This is a genomic window from Priestia sp. JV24 (genome assembly GCF_025910025.1).
In the GTDB taxonomy this organism is placed as follows: Bacteria; Bacillota; Bacilli; order Bacillales; family Bacillaceae_H; genus Priestia; species Priestia megaterium.
The window spans coordinates 268,388-284,833 of record NZ_JAPCIN010000022.1; the positions used below are offsets into that span (position 1 = coordinate 268,388).

At 38.9% G+C, this 16,446-nt stretch carries 17 protein-coding genes and 1 other annotated feature; of the genes, 3 read left to right on the forward strand and 14 right to left on the reverse strand.

Annotated elements, in window-relative coordinates:
• Window positions 1–3 precede the first annotated feature (3 nt).
• The 7 genes from OK414_RS20630 to OK414_RS20660 all read right to left on the reverse strand — a co-directional run bounded on the left by OK414_RS20630 (window position 4) and on the right by OK414_RS20660 (window position 7,354).
• Window positions 4–984: an LCP family protein gene (locus tag OK414_RS20630; RefSeq protein WP_404932048.1), complete on the reverse strand. Its 981-nt coding sequence runs from the start codon at window positions 982–984 to the stop codon at window positions 4–6.
• A gap of 75 nt (window positions 985–1,059) precedes the next feature.
• Window positions 1,060–2,982: an LTA synthase family protein gene (locus tag OK414_RS20635; protein ID WP_128819916.1), complete on the reverse strand. Its 1,923-nt coding sequence runs from the start codon at window positions 2,980–2,982 to the stop codon at window positions 1,060–1,062.
• A gap of 406 nt (window positions 2,983–3,388) precedes the next feature.
• Window positions 3,389–3,742: a cupin domain-containing protein gene (locus OK414_RS20640; protein ID WP_034649497.1), complete on the reverse strand. Its 354-nt coding sequence runs from the start codon at window positions 3,740–3,742 to the stop codon at window positions 3,389–3,391.
• 77 nt (window positions 3,743–3,819) lie between these two features.
• Window positions 3,820–4,692, reverse strand: a complete 873-nt coding sequence (locus tag OK414_RS20645) for a DMT family transporter (protein ID WP_034649495.1) — start codon at window positions 4,690–4,692, stop codon at window positions 3,820–3,822.
• 151 nt (window positions 4,693–4,843) lie between these two features.
• Entirely contained in the window at window positions 4,844–5,971 is a 1,128-nt protein-coding gene (locus OK414_RS20650) for an NADH-dependent flavin oxidoreductase (protein ID WP_034649493.1), read from the reverse strand.
• Between the two features lie 195 nt (window positions 5,972–6,166).
• Window positions 6,167–6,352, reverse strand: coding sequence for a Fur-regulated basic protein FbpA (locus OK414_RS20655; RefSeq protein WP_034649488.1), 186 nt, complete (start codon window positions 6,350–6,352; stop codon window positions 6,167–6,169).
• Between the two features lie 108 nt (window positions 6,353–6,460).
• Window positions 6,461–7,354: a DUF4405 domain-containing protein gene (locus OK414_RS20660; protein WP_263045006.1), complete on the reverse strand. Its 894-nt coding sequence runs from the start codon at window positions 7,352–7,354 to the stop codon at window positions 6,461–6,463.
• A gap of 228 nt (window positions 7,355–7,582) precedes the next feature.
• Window positions 7,583–7,814 (forward strand) — a binding site (T-box leader).
• A 67-nt stretch (window positions 7,815–7,881) separates the two neighbouring features.
• Here OK414_RS20660 and OK414_RS20665 point away from each other — a divergent pair.
• Window positions 7,882–9,252 (forward strand): amino acid permease, encoded by a 1,371-nt coding sequence (locus tag OK414_RS20665; protein WP_013084610.1) that lies wholly within the window; start codon window positions 7,882–7,884, stop codon window positions 9,250–9,252.
• 42 nt (window positions 9,253–9,294) lie between these two features.
• Here OK414_RS20665 and OK414_RS20670 read toward each other — a convergent pair whose 3' ends face one another.
• On the reverse strand, window positions 9,295–10,521 hold the full coding sequence (locus OK414_RS20670; protein WP_034649482.1) for a DUF819 domain-containing protein: 1,227 nt from the start codon (window positions 10,519–10,521) through the stop codon (window positions 9,295–9,297).
• Between the two features lie 223 nt (window positions 10,522–10,744).
• Here OK414_RS20670 and OK414_RS20675 point away from each other — a divergent pair, with 223 nt between their 5' ends.
• Window positions 10,745–10,912 (forward strand): hypothetical protein, encoded by a 168-nt coding sequence (locus tag OK414_RS20675; protein ID WP_162837667.1) that lies wholly within the window; start codon window positions 10,745–10,747, stop codon window positions 10,910–10,912.
• Window positions 10,913–10,954: 42 nt separating this feature from the next.
• On the opposite strand, the gene OK414_RS20680 is transcribed toward OK414_RS20675, so the two are convergent.
• The 3 genes from OK414_RS20680 to OK414_RS20690 form a co-directional block, all read right to left on the reverse strand.
• On the reverse strand, window positions 10,955–11,521 hold the full coding sequence (locus OK414_RS20680; protein WP_034649481.1) for a TetR/AcrR family transcriptional regulator: 567 nt from the start codon (window positions 11,519–11,521) through the stop codon (window positions 10,955–10,957).
• A gap of 119 nt (window positions 11,522–11,640) precedes the next feature.
• Window positions 11,641–12,279 carry a hypothetical protein gene (locus OK414_RS20685; protein ID WP_263045007.1) on the reverse strand — a complete coding sequence of 213 codons (639 nt, stop codon included), beginning with the start codon at window positions 12,277–12,279 and terminating at the stop codon, window positions 11,641–11,643.
• Window positions 12,276–13,175: a LysR family transcriptional regulator gene (locus OK414_RS20690; RefSeq protein WP_013084614.1), complete on the reverse strand. Its 900-nt coding sequence runs from the start codon at window positions 13,173–13,175 to the stop codon at window positions 12,276–12,278. Before OK414_RS20690 ends, OK414_RS20685 begins: the two co-directional genes overlap by 4 nt.
• 161 nt (window positions 13,176–13,336) lie before the next feature.
• Here OK414_RS20690 and OK414_RS20695 point away from each other — a divergent pair, with 161 nt between their 5' ends.
• Entirely contained in the window at window positions 13,337–14,086 is a 750-nt protein-coding gene (locus OK414_RS20695; protein WP_025750141.1) for a sulfite exporter TauE/SafE family protein, read from the forward strand.
• Between the two features lie 21 nt (window positions 14,087–14,107).
• Here the strand turns inward: OK414_RS20695 and OK414_RS20700 are convergent, their stop codons facing one another.
• The 3 genes from OK414_RS20700 to OK414_RS20710 form a co-directional block, all read right to left on the reverse strand.
• Window positions 14,108–14,602: a GNAT family N-acetyltransferase gene (locus OK414_RS20700; protein WP_263045008.1), complete on the reverse strand. Its 495-nt coding sequence runs from the start codon at window positions 14,600–14,602 to the stop codon at window positions 14,108–14,110.
• A gap of 67 nt (window positions 14,603–14,669) precedes the next feature.
• Window positions 14,670–15,311: an NAD(P)-dependent oxidoreductase gene (locus tag OK414_RS20705; RefSeq protein WP_034649475.1), complete on the reverse strand. Its 642-nt coding sequence runs from the start codon at window positions 15,309–15,311 to the stop codon at window positions 14,670–14,672.
• Window positions 15,312–15,697: 386 nt separating this feature from the next.
• Window positions 15,698–16,360, reverse strand: a complete 663-nt coding sequence (locus OK414_RS20710) for an MgtC/SapB family protein (protein ID WP_034649473.1) — start codon at window positions 16,358–16,360, stop codon at window positions 15,698–15,700.
• Window positions 16,361–16,446: the final 86 nt, after the last annotated feature.

Genomic DNA, 16,446 nt, shown 5'->3' on the forward strand with positions numbered 1-16,446 from the left:
TCTTTATTTGTCATTTAAGAATTCTTGCAACGCTTCTTTATTTTTATCTAAATCAATATCAAGCACCATACCAACACCGCTATACGTTTTGTTTTCAAACGATCCGTCTAACGGCAGTCGCAGGATTTGAACATCTTTCATGTTTCCTGTTACCACATCTTTAGCCAGAAGCATCATGCTTTTTGTATCTAAATTTGTATCGATGTAAGGATCCATTACGCCGAGAAGCTTCGGTATTTTAAACACGCTGTTTAGGCTTGCTACTTCATCTTTAAGCTTTAAAACGACTTCTTGCTGGCGCTGAACGCGTCCAAAATCACTCATGTTATCATGACGAAAACGTACGTAGCCAAGCAGTTGTTCACCGTGTAAAACTTGAGTACCTTTGTGAAGCGTCATACCAATTCCCGAAGACATGTCGTGAGGCACGGTTACTTCAATGCCATCAGGTGCAATCGTATCTACAATTTTTGAAAACCCTTCGAAGTCCACAACTGCATAATAGTTAATATCGATATCAAAATTTTGTTTGATCGTTTTACGCAGCAGCTCAGGACCTCCGAACGCGTAAGCAGCATTCAGCTTTTGCTTGCCGTGTCCTGGAATATCCACGTACATATCCCTCATAAGCGAAACAATTTTCGGGTGTTTGCTTTTAGAATCGTAGTGAGCAATTAAAATAGAGTCTGTACGAGAATGCTTTTCCCCGCGCGAGTCACTTCCTAACAGCAGCATATTTACTTCTCCGTTATTTGGGAGACTGCCTTGAAACTGTTCAAATGTCGTGCCGTCATCCGCAAATTTACCATCGCTTGCCATCGATAGCCCTTGCTTATATTGGAAATAGCTGTATATGCCTCCAACGATCATAAAAAGAAACAACAAGGCAAAGAACACTCTGCCCCATCGAACTCTTCTTCTTCTTTTGCGTCTTGTTCGCTCCACGTTTCTGTCACCAGCTTTCTTTTTCAATGAAGTTCTCATAAAACAAGCAAGTAGCTAAGCTTTTAAAAAGCTCCTCTACTTGCTTGTTTGGATTGTATGGTGTGAAAGCTTACATTACTTTTCTGTTTCTTGATCTTTTCCATACATATATTTTGATGGATCGACCGCTTTAAAGTCATCTAATTTATTAAATCGTAATAAATCACCGTATAACACTTTATCAGAAAGTTCTAGCTCTCTTCCAACTTTCTTTTTATAAGCTTTCGCTTCGTCTGTTGCTGTGATTCTTTCTCCTGTGTTTGTATCGTAATACTTGCCGTCAATTGACGTGTATTTCGGAGAAACATAATCACCGTTTCTAAATGCTACTACCTGATCGTGGTCTTTTGATAATAAATCTGTACCGAACTGAACATACTCTTTACTATCAATTCCCACTAAGTGAAGAAGCGTAGGCACTACGTCAATTTCACCGCCGTACGTGTGGTTCACTCCACCTTTTACACCTGGTACGTGAAGGAAGAACGGTACGCGCTGAAGCTGAGCGTTTTTATATGGCGTAATTTTCTCGCCAAGAACTTTTTCCATTGCTTTGTTATGATTTTCAGAAATACCGTAGTGGTCGCCGTAAATCATAATAACTGAGTTGTCATATAAGCCTGAAGCTTTTAGCTCTGTAAAGAATTCTTGCAGTGATTCATCCAAATAACGAGCCGTTTGGAAATAACGGTCTACCGTTCCATCGCCTGTGTTTGCCGGCTCAATGCTAGCATCGCCTTTATCAAGGACAAATGGGAAGTGGTTTGTTAATGTAATCATATGCGCATAGAACGGCTGCTTCAATGACTGTAGCATTGGCATAGATTCTTTGAAGAATGGCTTATCTTTTAATCCATAGTTTACTTTGTTATCACCAGTCATATTGTAATAACTTGCGTCAAAGAATTTATCCACACCGAACTGCTTATAAATTTCATTACGGTTCCAGAACGTTTTATAGTCTCCGTGTAAAACGGCACTTGTATAGCCGCCCTCTTGATCTAAGATCGCTGGTGCTGCTTGGTATGTGTTGCGGCCTTTTAAGCTAAATGCCGATCCTTGAGGCAAGCCGTATAATGACGTATCCATCATAAGCTCTGCATCAGCTGTTTTACCTTGTCCTGTTTGATGGAAGAAGTTATCAAAATACATAAATTCATTTCCATTTGCTAATGAGTTTAAAAACGGCGTTACTTCTTGCCCGTTTAACTTATAGTTAATCAGGAATGACTGAAATGATTCTAGATGAATTTTAATAATGTTTTTTCCTTTTGCTTTACCGGCATACTCAATATTTGGAGCTGCATAGTGACTTGTACTGAAGTTTTTCACTGTTGTTAAGTCATCACTGCTTGCGAATGCTCGCTGCTTTGAGTTTTTAAACGTTTGAACTGCATCATACACCGTGTAGTTGTATGCTCCTAAATATTTCACTAGGTAGTTGCGATCAAATGTTCTTGTTAATAATTCAGGGCGATCTTTTTCAGCATAGTGCAAGTTAATTGCAAAAGCGATAGCTCCTGCCGCTAGTACCATGAACGTATAGCGGAATTTAAGGCGTGCTTTTGGCCATTCGATTTTTCTAACAAACAATAGCGCAATCAGTAAAATAATATCTACAAAGTAAAAAATATCGTGAGCTTTTACTAAATCAGCGATACTGCCTCCTAAATGACCCACATTGCTTGTTTGCGTTAAAGTAGGCAATGTCACAAAGTCATTGAAGAATCGATAATATAAAATATTGCTGTACAAAATGACCGTCATGATGGTACTAAGGATAAGCGTCCAAACGATGGCTCTTTTCCCTTTTGCAAACAATGCTAACCCTAAAAAGATCAAAGTTGAACTAATTGGATTAATAAACAATAACGTTTTTTGCATTGAGTCACTTATATCTAAGTTGAACTCCACTTTGTAAGACATGTAAGACTTGATCCACATGAATAAAACCGCTATAAAAAAGTAAAACAACGGCTTTGAAAATAGTTTTTTCATTTTCAAATTCCTTTCACTAAAAAGTAGAGATTTCATGTTCAGCTAACCTCAGGAAAATCCCCTACATTAAATCGTAACGGTTACGTCCTGCAAAAGATTACCTGAAAATGATTCAATTTGTCAAACAATATCATCTTCATCTCTTTTTTTAGTCATCTACAAAATTTACATTTTAACTTGTAATCTCTTATTTTTTATCGTGATGTTAATATTACACAATTGTTAATTTGTAAATTTTGTTCTCCCTATATTGCATACATATTAATTTACCACATTTCTGCTCTGCAATAAAAGTATTTTTATATTATTAGGCATAATATTTCACTTACTGAATGAAAAGGTACTATTGTACTGGAAGGTATTCTTCCCTTACTGTTAGGACTAGTAAAAATAGACTGATCTATGCTTAGTCTTTATCTTTCTCAACAGCTATGCGGTCTCCTTGTGCAAAGGGCTGTGAAATAACAAGAAACTCAATCTCTTCACTCGAACGATTCATCATTTGATGAGGAATGGACGGAAGCACTTCTATTCCTTCATGGGCTTTTACATCATAAATAATTCCGTCTACTTCTAGAGCAGCTGTTCCTTTTAGCACAAAGAAAAATTGCTGTGCTCTCGTGTGATTATGCCTTACCTCTTTCGTATGAGGGGGCATGCGCTCATGAATAATACTTACGTCTTTATTTTTCACTAGGTGCCACCCATCGCATTTTCCTCCCCACACGTAGTGTTCTGCGTTTTGCTTACTGACTTTCATGACTAGCTCCCCTTTTTCTAATAAATAAAGACCTGCAGATGAAATAGAAATTCTATGTGATCTTTTTAACCTTGCTATCAGAAATATTTTTTAGATGAAGGTTTTGGCTTAAAAGTAAAAAGCATTCCTAAAAAGATCAAAACAATGCCTGCCAGCTGAAGAAGCGTCGGGCGAAATCCCGTGAATGCTGTATCTAATAAAATAGCAACGGCTGGATCTAAAAACACTAAAACCGAAATCACCTGAGTTTTTAAATAGCGCAGGCTGTCGAAAAACAAATAATACACTAAACCAGTATGTACAAAGCCCGTTACCAAAATAGCTGTCCAATTGGCCGCTGTTAAGAAATGAAAATCACTAAAATGAACAAACGGCAATAATAAAAAAATCCCTAAAAAAGTCTGAAGAAATGTAACAGCGTAAGCACTCGTATGAATGATTCCTTTGCCAAGCAGCGTTGTGCATGCATAAAACAAAGCGGCTAAAAGCGCCCACAGTATTCCTGACGACATGAAGCCATCAATCGTAAGTTCCTTCACTCCAATAATCAGAAGTGTTCCTACAAAACAAATGAAAATAGACATAATGCCAAGAACCGTTAATTTCTCCCTAAAGATAAAGCTTCCCAGAAGCAATACTAAGACGGGTGCAAGATGATAAATAGAAATAGCTACCGTAACGGACATCATTTCAAATGCTTTAAATAGAAACACCCAGTTAAACACAAGGAATATGCCGCACAGTAAAATCTGCTTTATTTCTTTGGCATTCCATTTTTCTCTTTTATATTCACCCGTTACAAACCAGCACATTCCGAGAAAAAGCGTTGCACAAATACAGCGAACAAATACTAAATCAAAAGAAGGCAGTCCAGTTTGTGTGGAGAAAAACCCAATCGAACCAAAAATACTCATTGAAACCATCATTTTTACCATTGGGCCTGCTTTCATTTTTCCACCTCGCTTTCAGAAAACTATTATTATTCAAACATAAAGAAGTTCATTTGTAAATTAATGGTTCATAAGCGCTGTTCCATGAAAAAGCAAAAAGCGCAAAGACACGGGGTCAGTCCCATCGTCTCTGCGCTTTTCTGTCTTTCTTTTAATCTTCAACCGGGAACCAGCCTGGTGTGTTAATAATGGCTTGCCACAGCGGGTCAGGAATCACAAGCTTTTCCTGATCTTTTTTGCTTAATGTTGTCACAATTTCATTTTCGCGGCCTTCTTTGACTTTTTGAACCCAGTCTGGATCCATAATTAATTCACGGCCAATCGCAAGCAGTGGAATGCCGGTTTCAAGAGCTGCTGCTGCTTCGTCTGCTGTATGAATAAAACCTACGCCCATCACAGGTACGCGGCTTCCTACGCGCTCTTGAATAATCTCAATACGTGAACGAGTATCTTCCACGCCTCGGCGAGGTTTTGACCAGAATTCCATTAGCGATACGTGAAGGTAATCAAGGTCTTTTTCTGCTAGTGCATCAACTAATCTCAGCGTATCAGCCATTGTAATTCCAGGCGTCTCAGGCTCTTCCGGCGAGAAGCGATAGCCTACTAAAAATGGTTCTTTTGCATGTTTAGAAACAGCTTGCTTTACTTCGTCTACGATCGCTAGTGGGAATGTTAAACGTTTTTCTACGCTACCACCCCATTTATCTTCGCGGCGATTAGAATGCGGAGAAAAGAACTGCTGAATTAAATAGTTATTTGCTCCGTGAATTTCAACTCCGTCAAATCCTGCTTCAATGGCGCGGCGCGTCATCTCACCAAAATCGTGGATAATGCCTTCGATTTCTTCATTGGTTAACTCTCTAGGCACCGGTGCTCCTTCTTGTTCTGCGGCAACAGCGCTTGCGCTAACAACCTCTCCATTTGGAACAAGCTCAGGCGGACACATGCGGCCTCCGTGGAAAATTTGAAGAACTGCTTTTGCCCCTTGATCTTTAATTGCTGTTGCTAAGCGGCTTAGGCTAGGAATCATTTCATCGCTGTCTGCAGCAAACTCTCCGTGAAATCCTTTGCCGTTTGGCGTTCCGTATGTACATGCTGTAATGACCATGCTAACACCGTTTGAACGTCGTACATAGTAGTCTACTTCTGCATTTGATACTGTTCCATCTTCATTTGATGAAAAATTTGTCATAGGCGCAAGAATAACGCGGTTATCTAATTTGATGCCATTTGAAAAAGTAAATGGCTGTAAAAGCGGCTCATACTTTTTATTTGTCATTTTGTTTCCCTCCAAAAATGATACGGTCAAAAATATTGGCATATTATAGGTAGAAACTGTTTTTCCTTCCTATAATATGTGTCATTTAAAACTGTAACTTTAAAATATACTGTAATTTTAATATGTACAATTTTTCCTGTCAAAGAATAAGACTTTCTCATATAAAAAAGCACTCATATACTGAGTGCTTTTTTATCATTGCGAAAGAGGTCCCTGATTATACATGAATGCCTTCACTTTTACATATTGAGCTTCTAACTCTTGAAGTGTCAGTTCGTATAGGTGCCGATTTCCTTTTTTATAAATACCAAAGTTCAATAGCGCATTAATAAACCAATTTCTCTTATGTTCCGTTTCAGGCTGTGTGTGTTGTTTCACCATTTCCACCACCTAAGTTTATCTCATATTAATTTTGCAAAGCGTTTGCTTTTACACAAATGATTTTACTTCTGCACGATGAAAAAACAGTGAAATAGAAAGCATTTTTATTTAAATTTCTGCAGTCGGACCCGCCATTTTTTTACGTCTTTTTACTTCTGATAATATTTTCCCAATATAATAAATAACACTAATAAAAACCGACATAATAGCAAAATAAGTACCGATTACAACAAAAGGATTCGGACTTTCAAAGCCGCTTTCTTTTCCATTCATCTCTCTTTCCATACCTCGGCCATCGTGATCAAAGTTCGGACGTTCGTGACCAGCAGATGCCGTCGCAGAAGATTTGTTCTCGCTAAATGAATGGTGATCAAAATCCAGCTTCCCACCGCCATTTTGCGGTATATCTGAGGAACTTAAATTCAATACTTTCGTTATTCCTCCAAGCTTTCCAAGAAAACCCGTCTCATTTATTTCGTATATGCCAACGACTAACAGTGCAACGGTTGCAAGCTTAGCTGCTATGCTCAAGCTTTTCTTTGACTTTTTGAATTTCGTCATATTTTTACATACATTTATAACCCATTGCCAATGAAGACCTATGTGAGCGGCTACTAAAATTAACACTAAAAACGATACCGAAATATGCGAAATCTTAAACCATTGTTCATTGCCAACATTAATATTCGGAAATACTACTCTTGAAATAAAAATACCGCTTACCATAATAAATGACATTGTAATCAACAGCATGATATTTAAAAAGTAACCAAACTTTGTTCTGCGCGGAAGCTTGCGGTCAAATAATTTAACCGTAACTTTCTTTACCCACTGCCAGTTTAGCAGCACGTGGGTAAAAAAGGCGACGGCAATCGCCAACCCCGCAATTTCATGAAACGTTAACCCTCCCAATACTTGTTTGTTAAAAAACAAAACAAACGTAACGGCCATTAAAAGATCCAGTCCAAACCGGACGTACATCATCTTTTTCACTCTATTCATTCTCCTCAGCTATGTATTTGTCAAAACAACCTCTTTTTCATATTTCTTAATGTAAGCAGAGTTGGTGAAAATTAGGTGAAACGACTGATTTTTTTACCAAAATAACCAGTCTTGAGCTCTATAAAAACCAAAGTTCCATCATTTTATTTTTTAGAAAATAGCTGTTGACAAAGAAAAAAGAAGCACGTATAGTAATGGTTATTCATCAAGAACTTTCAGTTTTTAATCGAAAACACAGCGATTGGGAGTAGTAGAAGCTTATTATTCGGTCAAGAGAGCTACGGGTTGGTGTAACGTAGTCCAATAATACTTTGAACTCGCCCAGGAGTGGTAATTCAGAAAGAATGCAGAAGTATTCTCTAAGTTTTAACGTCTAACCTTCGTTATCAGGTTTTAAGCAGGGTTCTTTAAGAGCCAACAAGAGTGGTACCGCGGTTAGCTAAAGCTTATCGTCTCTTCTCTCATTTGATAATGAGGTAGGAGACGATAAGCTTTTTTTATTTTATAAAAAAGTGGAGGGAAAAGTCATGAAGAAGGACAACCAAGGTTTGCAGCGAACAATGACTTCACGTCATATTATGATGATGGCGCTAGGTGGAGCAATTGGCGCTGGTTTATTTAAAGGAAGCAGCTCAGCTATTGATATGGCAGGACCATCAGTTATCATTGCTTATTTAATTGGCGGAATTATTTTACTATTCATTATGCAAGGTCTTGCTGAAATGGCCGTTCGAAACAGTGACGCACGAACGTTTCGTGATTTAGTTCAGTCGATTTTAGGAAGCTACCCCGCTTATTTTTTAGACTGGATTTACTGGAAAATGTGGGTGTTAAACATTGCAGCTGAAGCCGTTGTAGCAGCTATTTTTATTCAGTACTGGCTTCCTGATTATCCAATTTGGATGCTTGCTTTAGGCGTATCCGTTATTGTCACAGTTATTAACTTGCTTTCGGTTAAAGCATTTGCTGAAACGGAATACTGGTTAGCCTTAATTAAAATTACGGTCATTGTGATCTTTATCATCGCTGGACTTCTGTTACTATTTGTATCATTTGGTCACCATACCGCAGCCGGCTTTTCAAACTTGAGCGATCACGGCGGTTTCTTCCCTAAAGGACCAACTGGGTTAATTACGGCGATGCTAGTGGTCATCTACTCTTACGGTGGAACTGAAATCATCGGAGTGACGCTAGCTGAAACAAAAAATCCTGAAAAAGTAGTACCAAAAGCCGTGCGCAGCACATTAACGCGCATCATTGCTTTTTATCTGTTCCCGTTTTTTATCATCGTGAGCTTAATTCCTTGGAATGAAGTGAATGGCGTTTCTCAAAGCCCTTTTGTGATGGTATTTAAAATGATTGGAATTCCTGGAGCAGACCATATTATGAATGCCGTGATCTTGTTAGCCGTTATTTCTTCAATGAACTCAGGGCTTTACGGTTCCTCGCGTATTTTATATACGCAAGCAGTAGACGGTCGAGTGCCAAAGATATTTTCGAAACTTTCTGTTAACAAAGTTCCTGTCTATGCAATCTTAATGTGTACATCATCCCTTTATGTGGGCGTGTTGATTTCCTTATTTGCAGGAAGTAAAACATTTGATTATTTGATGGGATCCTTAGGATATACCGTGTTGTTTATTTGGTTGATTATTGCAATCGCACACTTAAAGTCCCGCAAAGTTCAGCCAGAAGCATCGAGTAGCTACTCTGTTAAATGGTTTCCTTATACGACGTGGGCTGCCCTAATTGCACTAAGCGCTATTTTAATTGGTGTTATCTGCACAACCTCCGTTGTTATTACGACTATTACACTAGCTATCTATTTATTTATTACAGCTACGTATATCTTTAAAGGCCGCTTTTATCGATCATCAGCAGTCAAGCACGCTAAATAAAAAAACGTCTCCTTTGAGTCATCAGAGGAGGCGTTTTTTTATTTAAAATGTTAAGTACCAATAACCAAGTGCAAAACCGATATAGTTACCAATAATATAGCCAAGCGTTCCTACTACTAAGATAGGACCAACCAAACTTCCCCATCCTTTAGCAATCGCCATTGCGCTTGCTGTCGTAGGTCCTCCTACCGTTGCATTGCTCGCCAGTAAAATATGTTCTAAATCAATTTTAAATACTCTTCCTAAAAGCAGTCCCACTATTAAATTACTCATTCCCACAATGAGCACAAATAGAATCAAAAGAGGTGCCTTTTCAACAATTAATGGAATGGACGCCGGCACTCCAATGACAACAAAGAAAATATAAATGAAGTATGTGCCGATTTCTTGGCTTCCGCTAATGTTTTTAAAATAAGAAGGAAACAGATAAATGACAAGAAACGTAAGTGTGGAAAGCAATAAGTATTTTTCGCTCAAAATAGTATGTAATAATGTTTGAACTACCGAAACATTTGGACCGGTTGGAATGATTGTTCCAAACCATTCGGCTAATTTAAACGATGCAACCACTAGAAAAAATGATGTACCAATTGAAGCCGCCACGTCTTTTAGCGAAATTTCTTTTTTTGCCCAATATTTTTCTGCAAGCGTATGGCGATCATTTTCTCCATATTGCCCAGCCTCTACTTCTTGAATATGGGGCGTCTTAAAATGTTTTCTAAAAAACTTCATAGAAGGAACAAACATATACATGGCAAACAGCAAAGCCATGACCATATTATCAGCAACCACCGTCGCGGAAACCATTTGACTTGATGGTTCAAATTTAGCCGTAACGGTAGCAAAGTTAACCCCTCCGCCTACATAAGAAGCGCCGATAGCAGCTGCAATTTTTGCTAGTTCAGGAATATAATCTTTTAATAACAAGAAGCCTGCCGTACTCCCTATAACCGTTCCTACTGCACAGATTAAGAAAATAAAAAGCAGCTTCCGGCTTTCTTGAAATAATTCTTTCATATTGACTTGAAATAACAATAATGGAATGGCAAGCGGTACTAGATACGCCCAAACCGCATCATAAACCGGAGACTCTGTTGGAATGATTTTTAAATTTGATAGGATAAGCGCTCCTGCTAGCGCAATAATAGCTCCTGACAGAAAAGAAGCCCACTTATACTTTTGTTCGAGAAAAATACTAACAGAAGCCCAAATCGCTAGAATTCCCCATAGTGCCCACGTATCATCAGCTTGAATAATAGTAAAAATCACAAGCTACTCCTTTCTTTCTCTTTTTCAAGAAATAGAATTTTCAGAAAATATACTTTAGATTTTATCAATATATGCCAAATTCCGTCAATCTATAAAAAAGAGTCGAGAACAAAGTAGTCTAGTTAAAGTGAAACACGAACTATCTATCACAAAGGATGAATAGTTCGTGTTTTTTTATGATTATGGTGAACTTAGGTTTTATGTAGGTAGCTACTTCTAGCTGTTGATTGGAGGACAAGGCGCAGACTCCTGCGGGAAAAACGGTACAGGTGAGACGCCGCAAGAGCACAAGCAGCGAGGAGGCTCAGCGGCCTCCCGCGGAAAGCGAAGCCTTGCACGGAAATCAACAGCAGTGTCACAAGCAGTCCAGCTCATGTATCCCGATTGTTAGTCTTTAGATTAGATTCATTTTGTGATGTCCCAGCCTCACTTTTTATTTACGAACAAGAACTGGAATCTGCTGCTTAATCTGCTGCAAAGGAGCGCTTGTTTTCTCTGTTAACGAACGCAAGATTCCTCCTTCAATCATACAGTTAATCACAACTCCAAGCTCTCCTGCCTGCTTTTCTTCAAATCCGCTCTCTATCATTTTTTCTCTAAAAAGTTTTTCCCAATCTTGAAACGCTGCGTAGCAGACTTCGCGCAGCGGTTCATTAATAAGCGCTGTTTCTCCAGCCAGCAGTCCAACAGGCATACCAGCAATGCTTTCTTCTTGTTCAAACTGCTTGGACAATTCTTCAATAAAATACTGAATAGCCTGCGCTGCGTCAGAAGATTTATTTAGACTTTCTTTAATTTGAACTTGGACGTATTTATTCGTATAGTGAACAGCGTGAATCGCCAGTTCTTCTTTCCCTTTTGGAAAATAATAATAAAGAGACCCTTTTGGCGACCCGCTCTCTTTAATAATTTGATTTAACCCTGTTGCATGATAGCCTTGCAGCTGAAAAAGCCGCGATGCTGTTTCTAAAATCTTATCGCGTGCATTTGCTTTCTTCACAAAACGATGCCTCCCCTATATAATAAGTGGTTTCTATAACACTACTTATCATATAAGCAAATGAAATTTTTGTCAAAAAAAAGTGAATATTTTACCATTTATTTTTCTTTTTTTATTTCTTATGACCTAATAATTGTTTTTCTTACTTCTTCTGCTAACGGTTGAAGAGGCGTAATAATACGGTCGCTTACCTCCGCTGCCGCTTCTACCATCGAGAGCTGCGCCACTGAAACAACACTGTTATGCTCTTTTACTAGCTCATGTAAGACATGTTTTACCTTCTGTTTATACTTTTTTAGGTTTCCAGTCATTACTAGTTCAAAAGCACCTTCTATCACAACAGAACGAACCTTTATCTTTACATTTTGATGAAATGCAAATTCGTCTAGGCGCTTCATTGTTCCTTCTACGGTCTCCGGATTTGTAAACACGATAAGCTGCGGTTCTTCTATTTCACATATTCGGTGAAAATAAGGCTCATCGATTTTAATAATTGGAATATCGCTTGTAAATGCTTCTGGTAAAAGAGCAATGTAGTTCGTACACGTAAGTAAAATGGCATCCGCTGAACATTCTTCCATCCACTTTAACTGCTTCTCTACTTTTGCAGCTGCTGACTCCGCTGCAAACTTAGGGTCGGCTGTTACCCGATGTACAAGGCCAGGGTCTACGAAATGCATACAGTTCGCAAACGGCAGCGCTTTTTCTATATAAGAGATGTTCGAATGATGAGCGTGCAGGCAAGCAATTTTCTTCATCGTTTTCCTCCCGTATGATGGTCTTTGAAATACTGAATTAAAAATTCCTGGAACTTTTTCGCAACAGGAGTTAAATATTTATCCTTGTTCCACGCAACCCCAATTACCCTTGAAGCTGTGTCTTCTTTGAGCTTTATTTTTTTAATACCTCGCAAGTCTACTCCCTTTATTTCAGGAAGCAAGGCAACCCCTAAATGAGCCGCTACAAAACCAATCACCGTTAAAAATTCTTCTCCTTCAAACGTAATATTTGGAACAATCTCGGCCTCTTCAAACAGCTGATCAAAAATTGTTCGGCTTCCATATCCTTTTTTTAACGCGATAAACGATTCATGAGCCAACTCTGAAATCGAAAGCACTTGTTTTGAGGCAAAAGAATGCGTATCAGGGACATACGCGTACAGCTCGTCTTTCCATAAATATTCCCACTGAATTCCTGCCCTAGATTCCGTTACAGAAGACATACAAAAATCAATTTCCCCCGTTTGAAGCTGATCGAGCATGATGTTCGTGGCGTTCTCAAAAATTTGAAACTGAACGTTCGGATACTCTTGTAAAAAAGCATGAACTAGTTTTGGGACGGACGAAGCGCCTAATGATTTTAAAAAAGCAAACGAAATACTGCCGCGGTGAGGATGAATCAAATCTGAAAGCTCACGTTTAGCTTCTTCCATTTCGTTTAATACTTTAGCCGTTCGTTCGTAAAAAAGCCGTCCGTATCGATTTAAAATGACTTGCCTTCCTTTTCGTTCAAATAGCGGCACGCCAAGCTCTGATTCTAATTTAGAAATTGAGCGGCTGAGCGTAGGCTGTGCAATTGATAATTTTTCTGCGGCCTTTGTGAAATGTTCCGTTTGAGCTACAACATTAAAATATTCGAGCTGCTGCCATTCCATTTTTTCACATCCTTTACTTATTACATAATACTATTAATTTCATATAAATTATACATTGGACGTCATAAAAAATTCATGTTTAAATGAAGAACGTAGCACTTGCTAAAAATAAAAATGTTATGTGTCTGCATAGAATAAGTGTTGAAAGAAGGAATTAGTTTATGGATGTTTCAATAGTTTTAACGATGCTAGCCGTCGGACTGATCTTAGGATTTGTCGGGGCGGGCGGATCAGGTTTTATTATTTCAATTTTAACGCTGCTGTACGGCGTATCTGTACATGTTGCTCTTGCAACGGCTCTTACCGCAATGATTTTTTCTTCCTTATCTGGCGCTGTCAGTCATTACCGTGAAGGTAATGTCTCTTTAAAATCCGGTATCTCTGTTGGTATCCTCGGTGCATTAGGCGCTTGGATTGGGTCTAACCTTTCATCCTTTATCCCAGAAGGCGAGCTAAAGTGGCTAACAGCCGGTATGCTTTTATTATCTGGTGTTTTACTTTGGCTGCGAATGTTTTTATTTTCCCGTCAGCAAAAAGAACGTACTGTTCCAACAGGAGCTAAATTTGTCGTCTACTCTTTACTCATTGGCTTAATTACCGGTGCTCTGTCCGGAATGTTTGGAATTGGATCAACTCCATTTATCCAGCTTGGCCTTATGATGGTGTTAGGCTTGTCGATTCGCCAGTCGGCCGGAACGACAATGCTCGTTATTATTCCGATTGCCATTGGCGGGGGAATGGGCTATTATCAGCAGGGCTTTTTAGATATTCCGCTGTTGATTCAAGTTGTCGTCGGCACAATGGTCGGTTCCTATATTGGAGCAAAGTTTACAAATCGTGTACCTGCTCCTGTATTAAAAACGTCCCTTGTAGCGCTGCCTATTTTCTCTAGCTTCCTACTTGTCATATAAGAAAAAAGCTTGAACTCTTGTTCAAGCTTTTTTTATGTCCATCTGATAAACAAACTGCTTTCCTTGGCTTCCAAAAATATGCCGGTTTGTATCAACAAAGCCGCTTCGTTTATACAGATGCTGTGCAGCCGTGTTTTTATAGTTCACGCCTAGCACCACTTTATTTATAGTCGGAAAGTGACGGTTGATAAAAAAAGGAAGAAGTTTCAATGACTTTTTACCAACTCCCTTTCCTTGATAATCAGGATGAATGGAATAAGACCTTATTAAAAGCGCGCCGGAGCTCTCGGTATATTCTTTAACGGCTTCCCCTGTGTCGAGCACGAAAAAGCCGGCTAGTTTGTTTACTGCCAAAATCAAAACGGGCGTTCTATCTCTTTCCTGCTTGCACTTAGCTATAGCTTCAGTTGGAAGTGCCGTATAAATGAGCTGCTCTTCAGGCAGCGTATAGCTATGTATAGATGACTCGTAGGCTTCACTATAAAACGTTAGCGCTACATTTACTGTATTATCCATTCTATACCTTACTCCTTTTTCCATAGTATAACATGCACAAAAAAAGCCGCATAAAGCGGCTTTTCTTTTATCTAGCGTCGGATACAACGGTAAAGCGTTCGTTTATATGCTCTCCTCGCTCAATTTCATCAATAACTGCAATGGCGTAATCAGCATAGCTGACATGGCTGTTCCCTTCTGAATTTAAAATAACATGATCTTTCCCTGTTTTATAAGCATCCGTTCGTTTTCCTGAAGGATTAAAAAATGCTGCTGGGCTAATAAACGTCCAATTAATATCACTTGTACTTTCTAAGTCTTTTAAATTTTGAGCTTGGTTGTCAGCTGTCGCCTTATACTCTTTTGGAAAATCAGGCGTATCTGCTAGACGCGTCGTTTTCTCTTCATCGACAAACAAACTGCCTGCTCCTCCTACAACAAGAAGACGAACGTCCGGAGCTTGTTTAAATACATGGATTAATGATTGTCCCGCTTCTACATGCAGATGTTCTTTTCCTTCGGGAGCTCCAAACGCATTCACTACCGCATCGAAACCTTCAATATCGTTTGCCGTAATATCAAAGATGTCTTTTTCCATTGTACGAACATCCTTTTCTTCTACTTTGCTCGCATTACGTACGATTGCCGTTACATCATGCCCGCGATTTAAAGCTTCTTTCACGATAAAACTTCCTGCTTTTCCTGTAGCACCTACGACTCCAATTTTCATTTTATAACCTCCAGTAAAATTCTCTATATTTAGGTAATAGCCTTTTTTTGCTATGCTAAAACACTGCGAAACGGTTTAAGCAAGATAGAGAACGAATAAAGAGGCTGAAGCGAAAGTTTTTTAGTTGAAGAAAGATCCGAACGTAGGTTTTATATATGTAGGTACTTCCAGCGGTTGATTGGAGGGTAAGGCGAAGACTCCTGCGGGAAAAGCGGAACAGGTGAGACCCCACAAGGAGGCTCACCTGCCGTCCGCGGAAAGCGAAGTCTTGCACGGAAATCAACTAGGGTGTACTAAACGATCCATACTGGCCTCTTTATCCATTTGTTCGACTTTAGATTAATTTAGTTATGCCTTAATCTCTTTGACAAAAAATAAATAAGTGCTTATTCAATTTCAATAAATAACACGTGAGCCATAGAATGAATTGATTTAATCAATTCTACTTTATTCCCTTTCTTTTTTGCTTTTCCTTTTATTTCAACAAAATAGAGCAGTTCACCTTGATGATGATCCTGGTGAATTTCATAGGATGAAATCATAATATTTTCCCTTTCAATCTTATCAAGGAGCTCATAAATAGCCTCTTGATTCGCTGCACGAAACTTAATTAAAATGGAATGAGTAGAAAGTGATGTAAACATCACGTTCAATATTTCTAAGCCAATCAGCACCAATATAGTTGCACTAATGCCGACTGTATACATACCCGCCCCAATGGTTAAACCAATTCCCGACGTTGCCCATACGCCTGCGGCTGTTGTGAGCCCTCTAATATGCTGCTTTTGGATAATAATCATACCTGCTCCTAAAAAACCAATACCGCTTACTACTTGTGCTGCAACCCGGCTCGGATCAAGGGCCATATGATCTTGATGAAGCACATCTGAAAAGCCATATTTCGAAATTAGCATAATTAGCGTGCTACCGACAGCAACTAAAAAATGAGTGCGAAAGCCCGCTTCTTTTGCTCTAAATTCTCTTTCTAATCCAACCAAAGCTCCTAACAGACCTGATAGAGCTAGACGACTAATAAAAGCTGCGGTCATTTTTCCTCCTCCTTTCCCTTCCTCTTCATTTTTTCATAAACGCACCTATTAACTATTTCTATTTTTGTTATAATTTACTATAACTA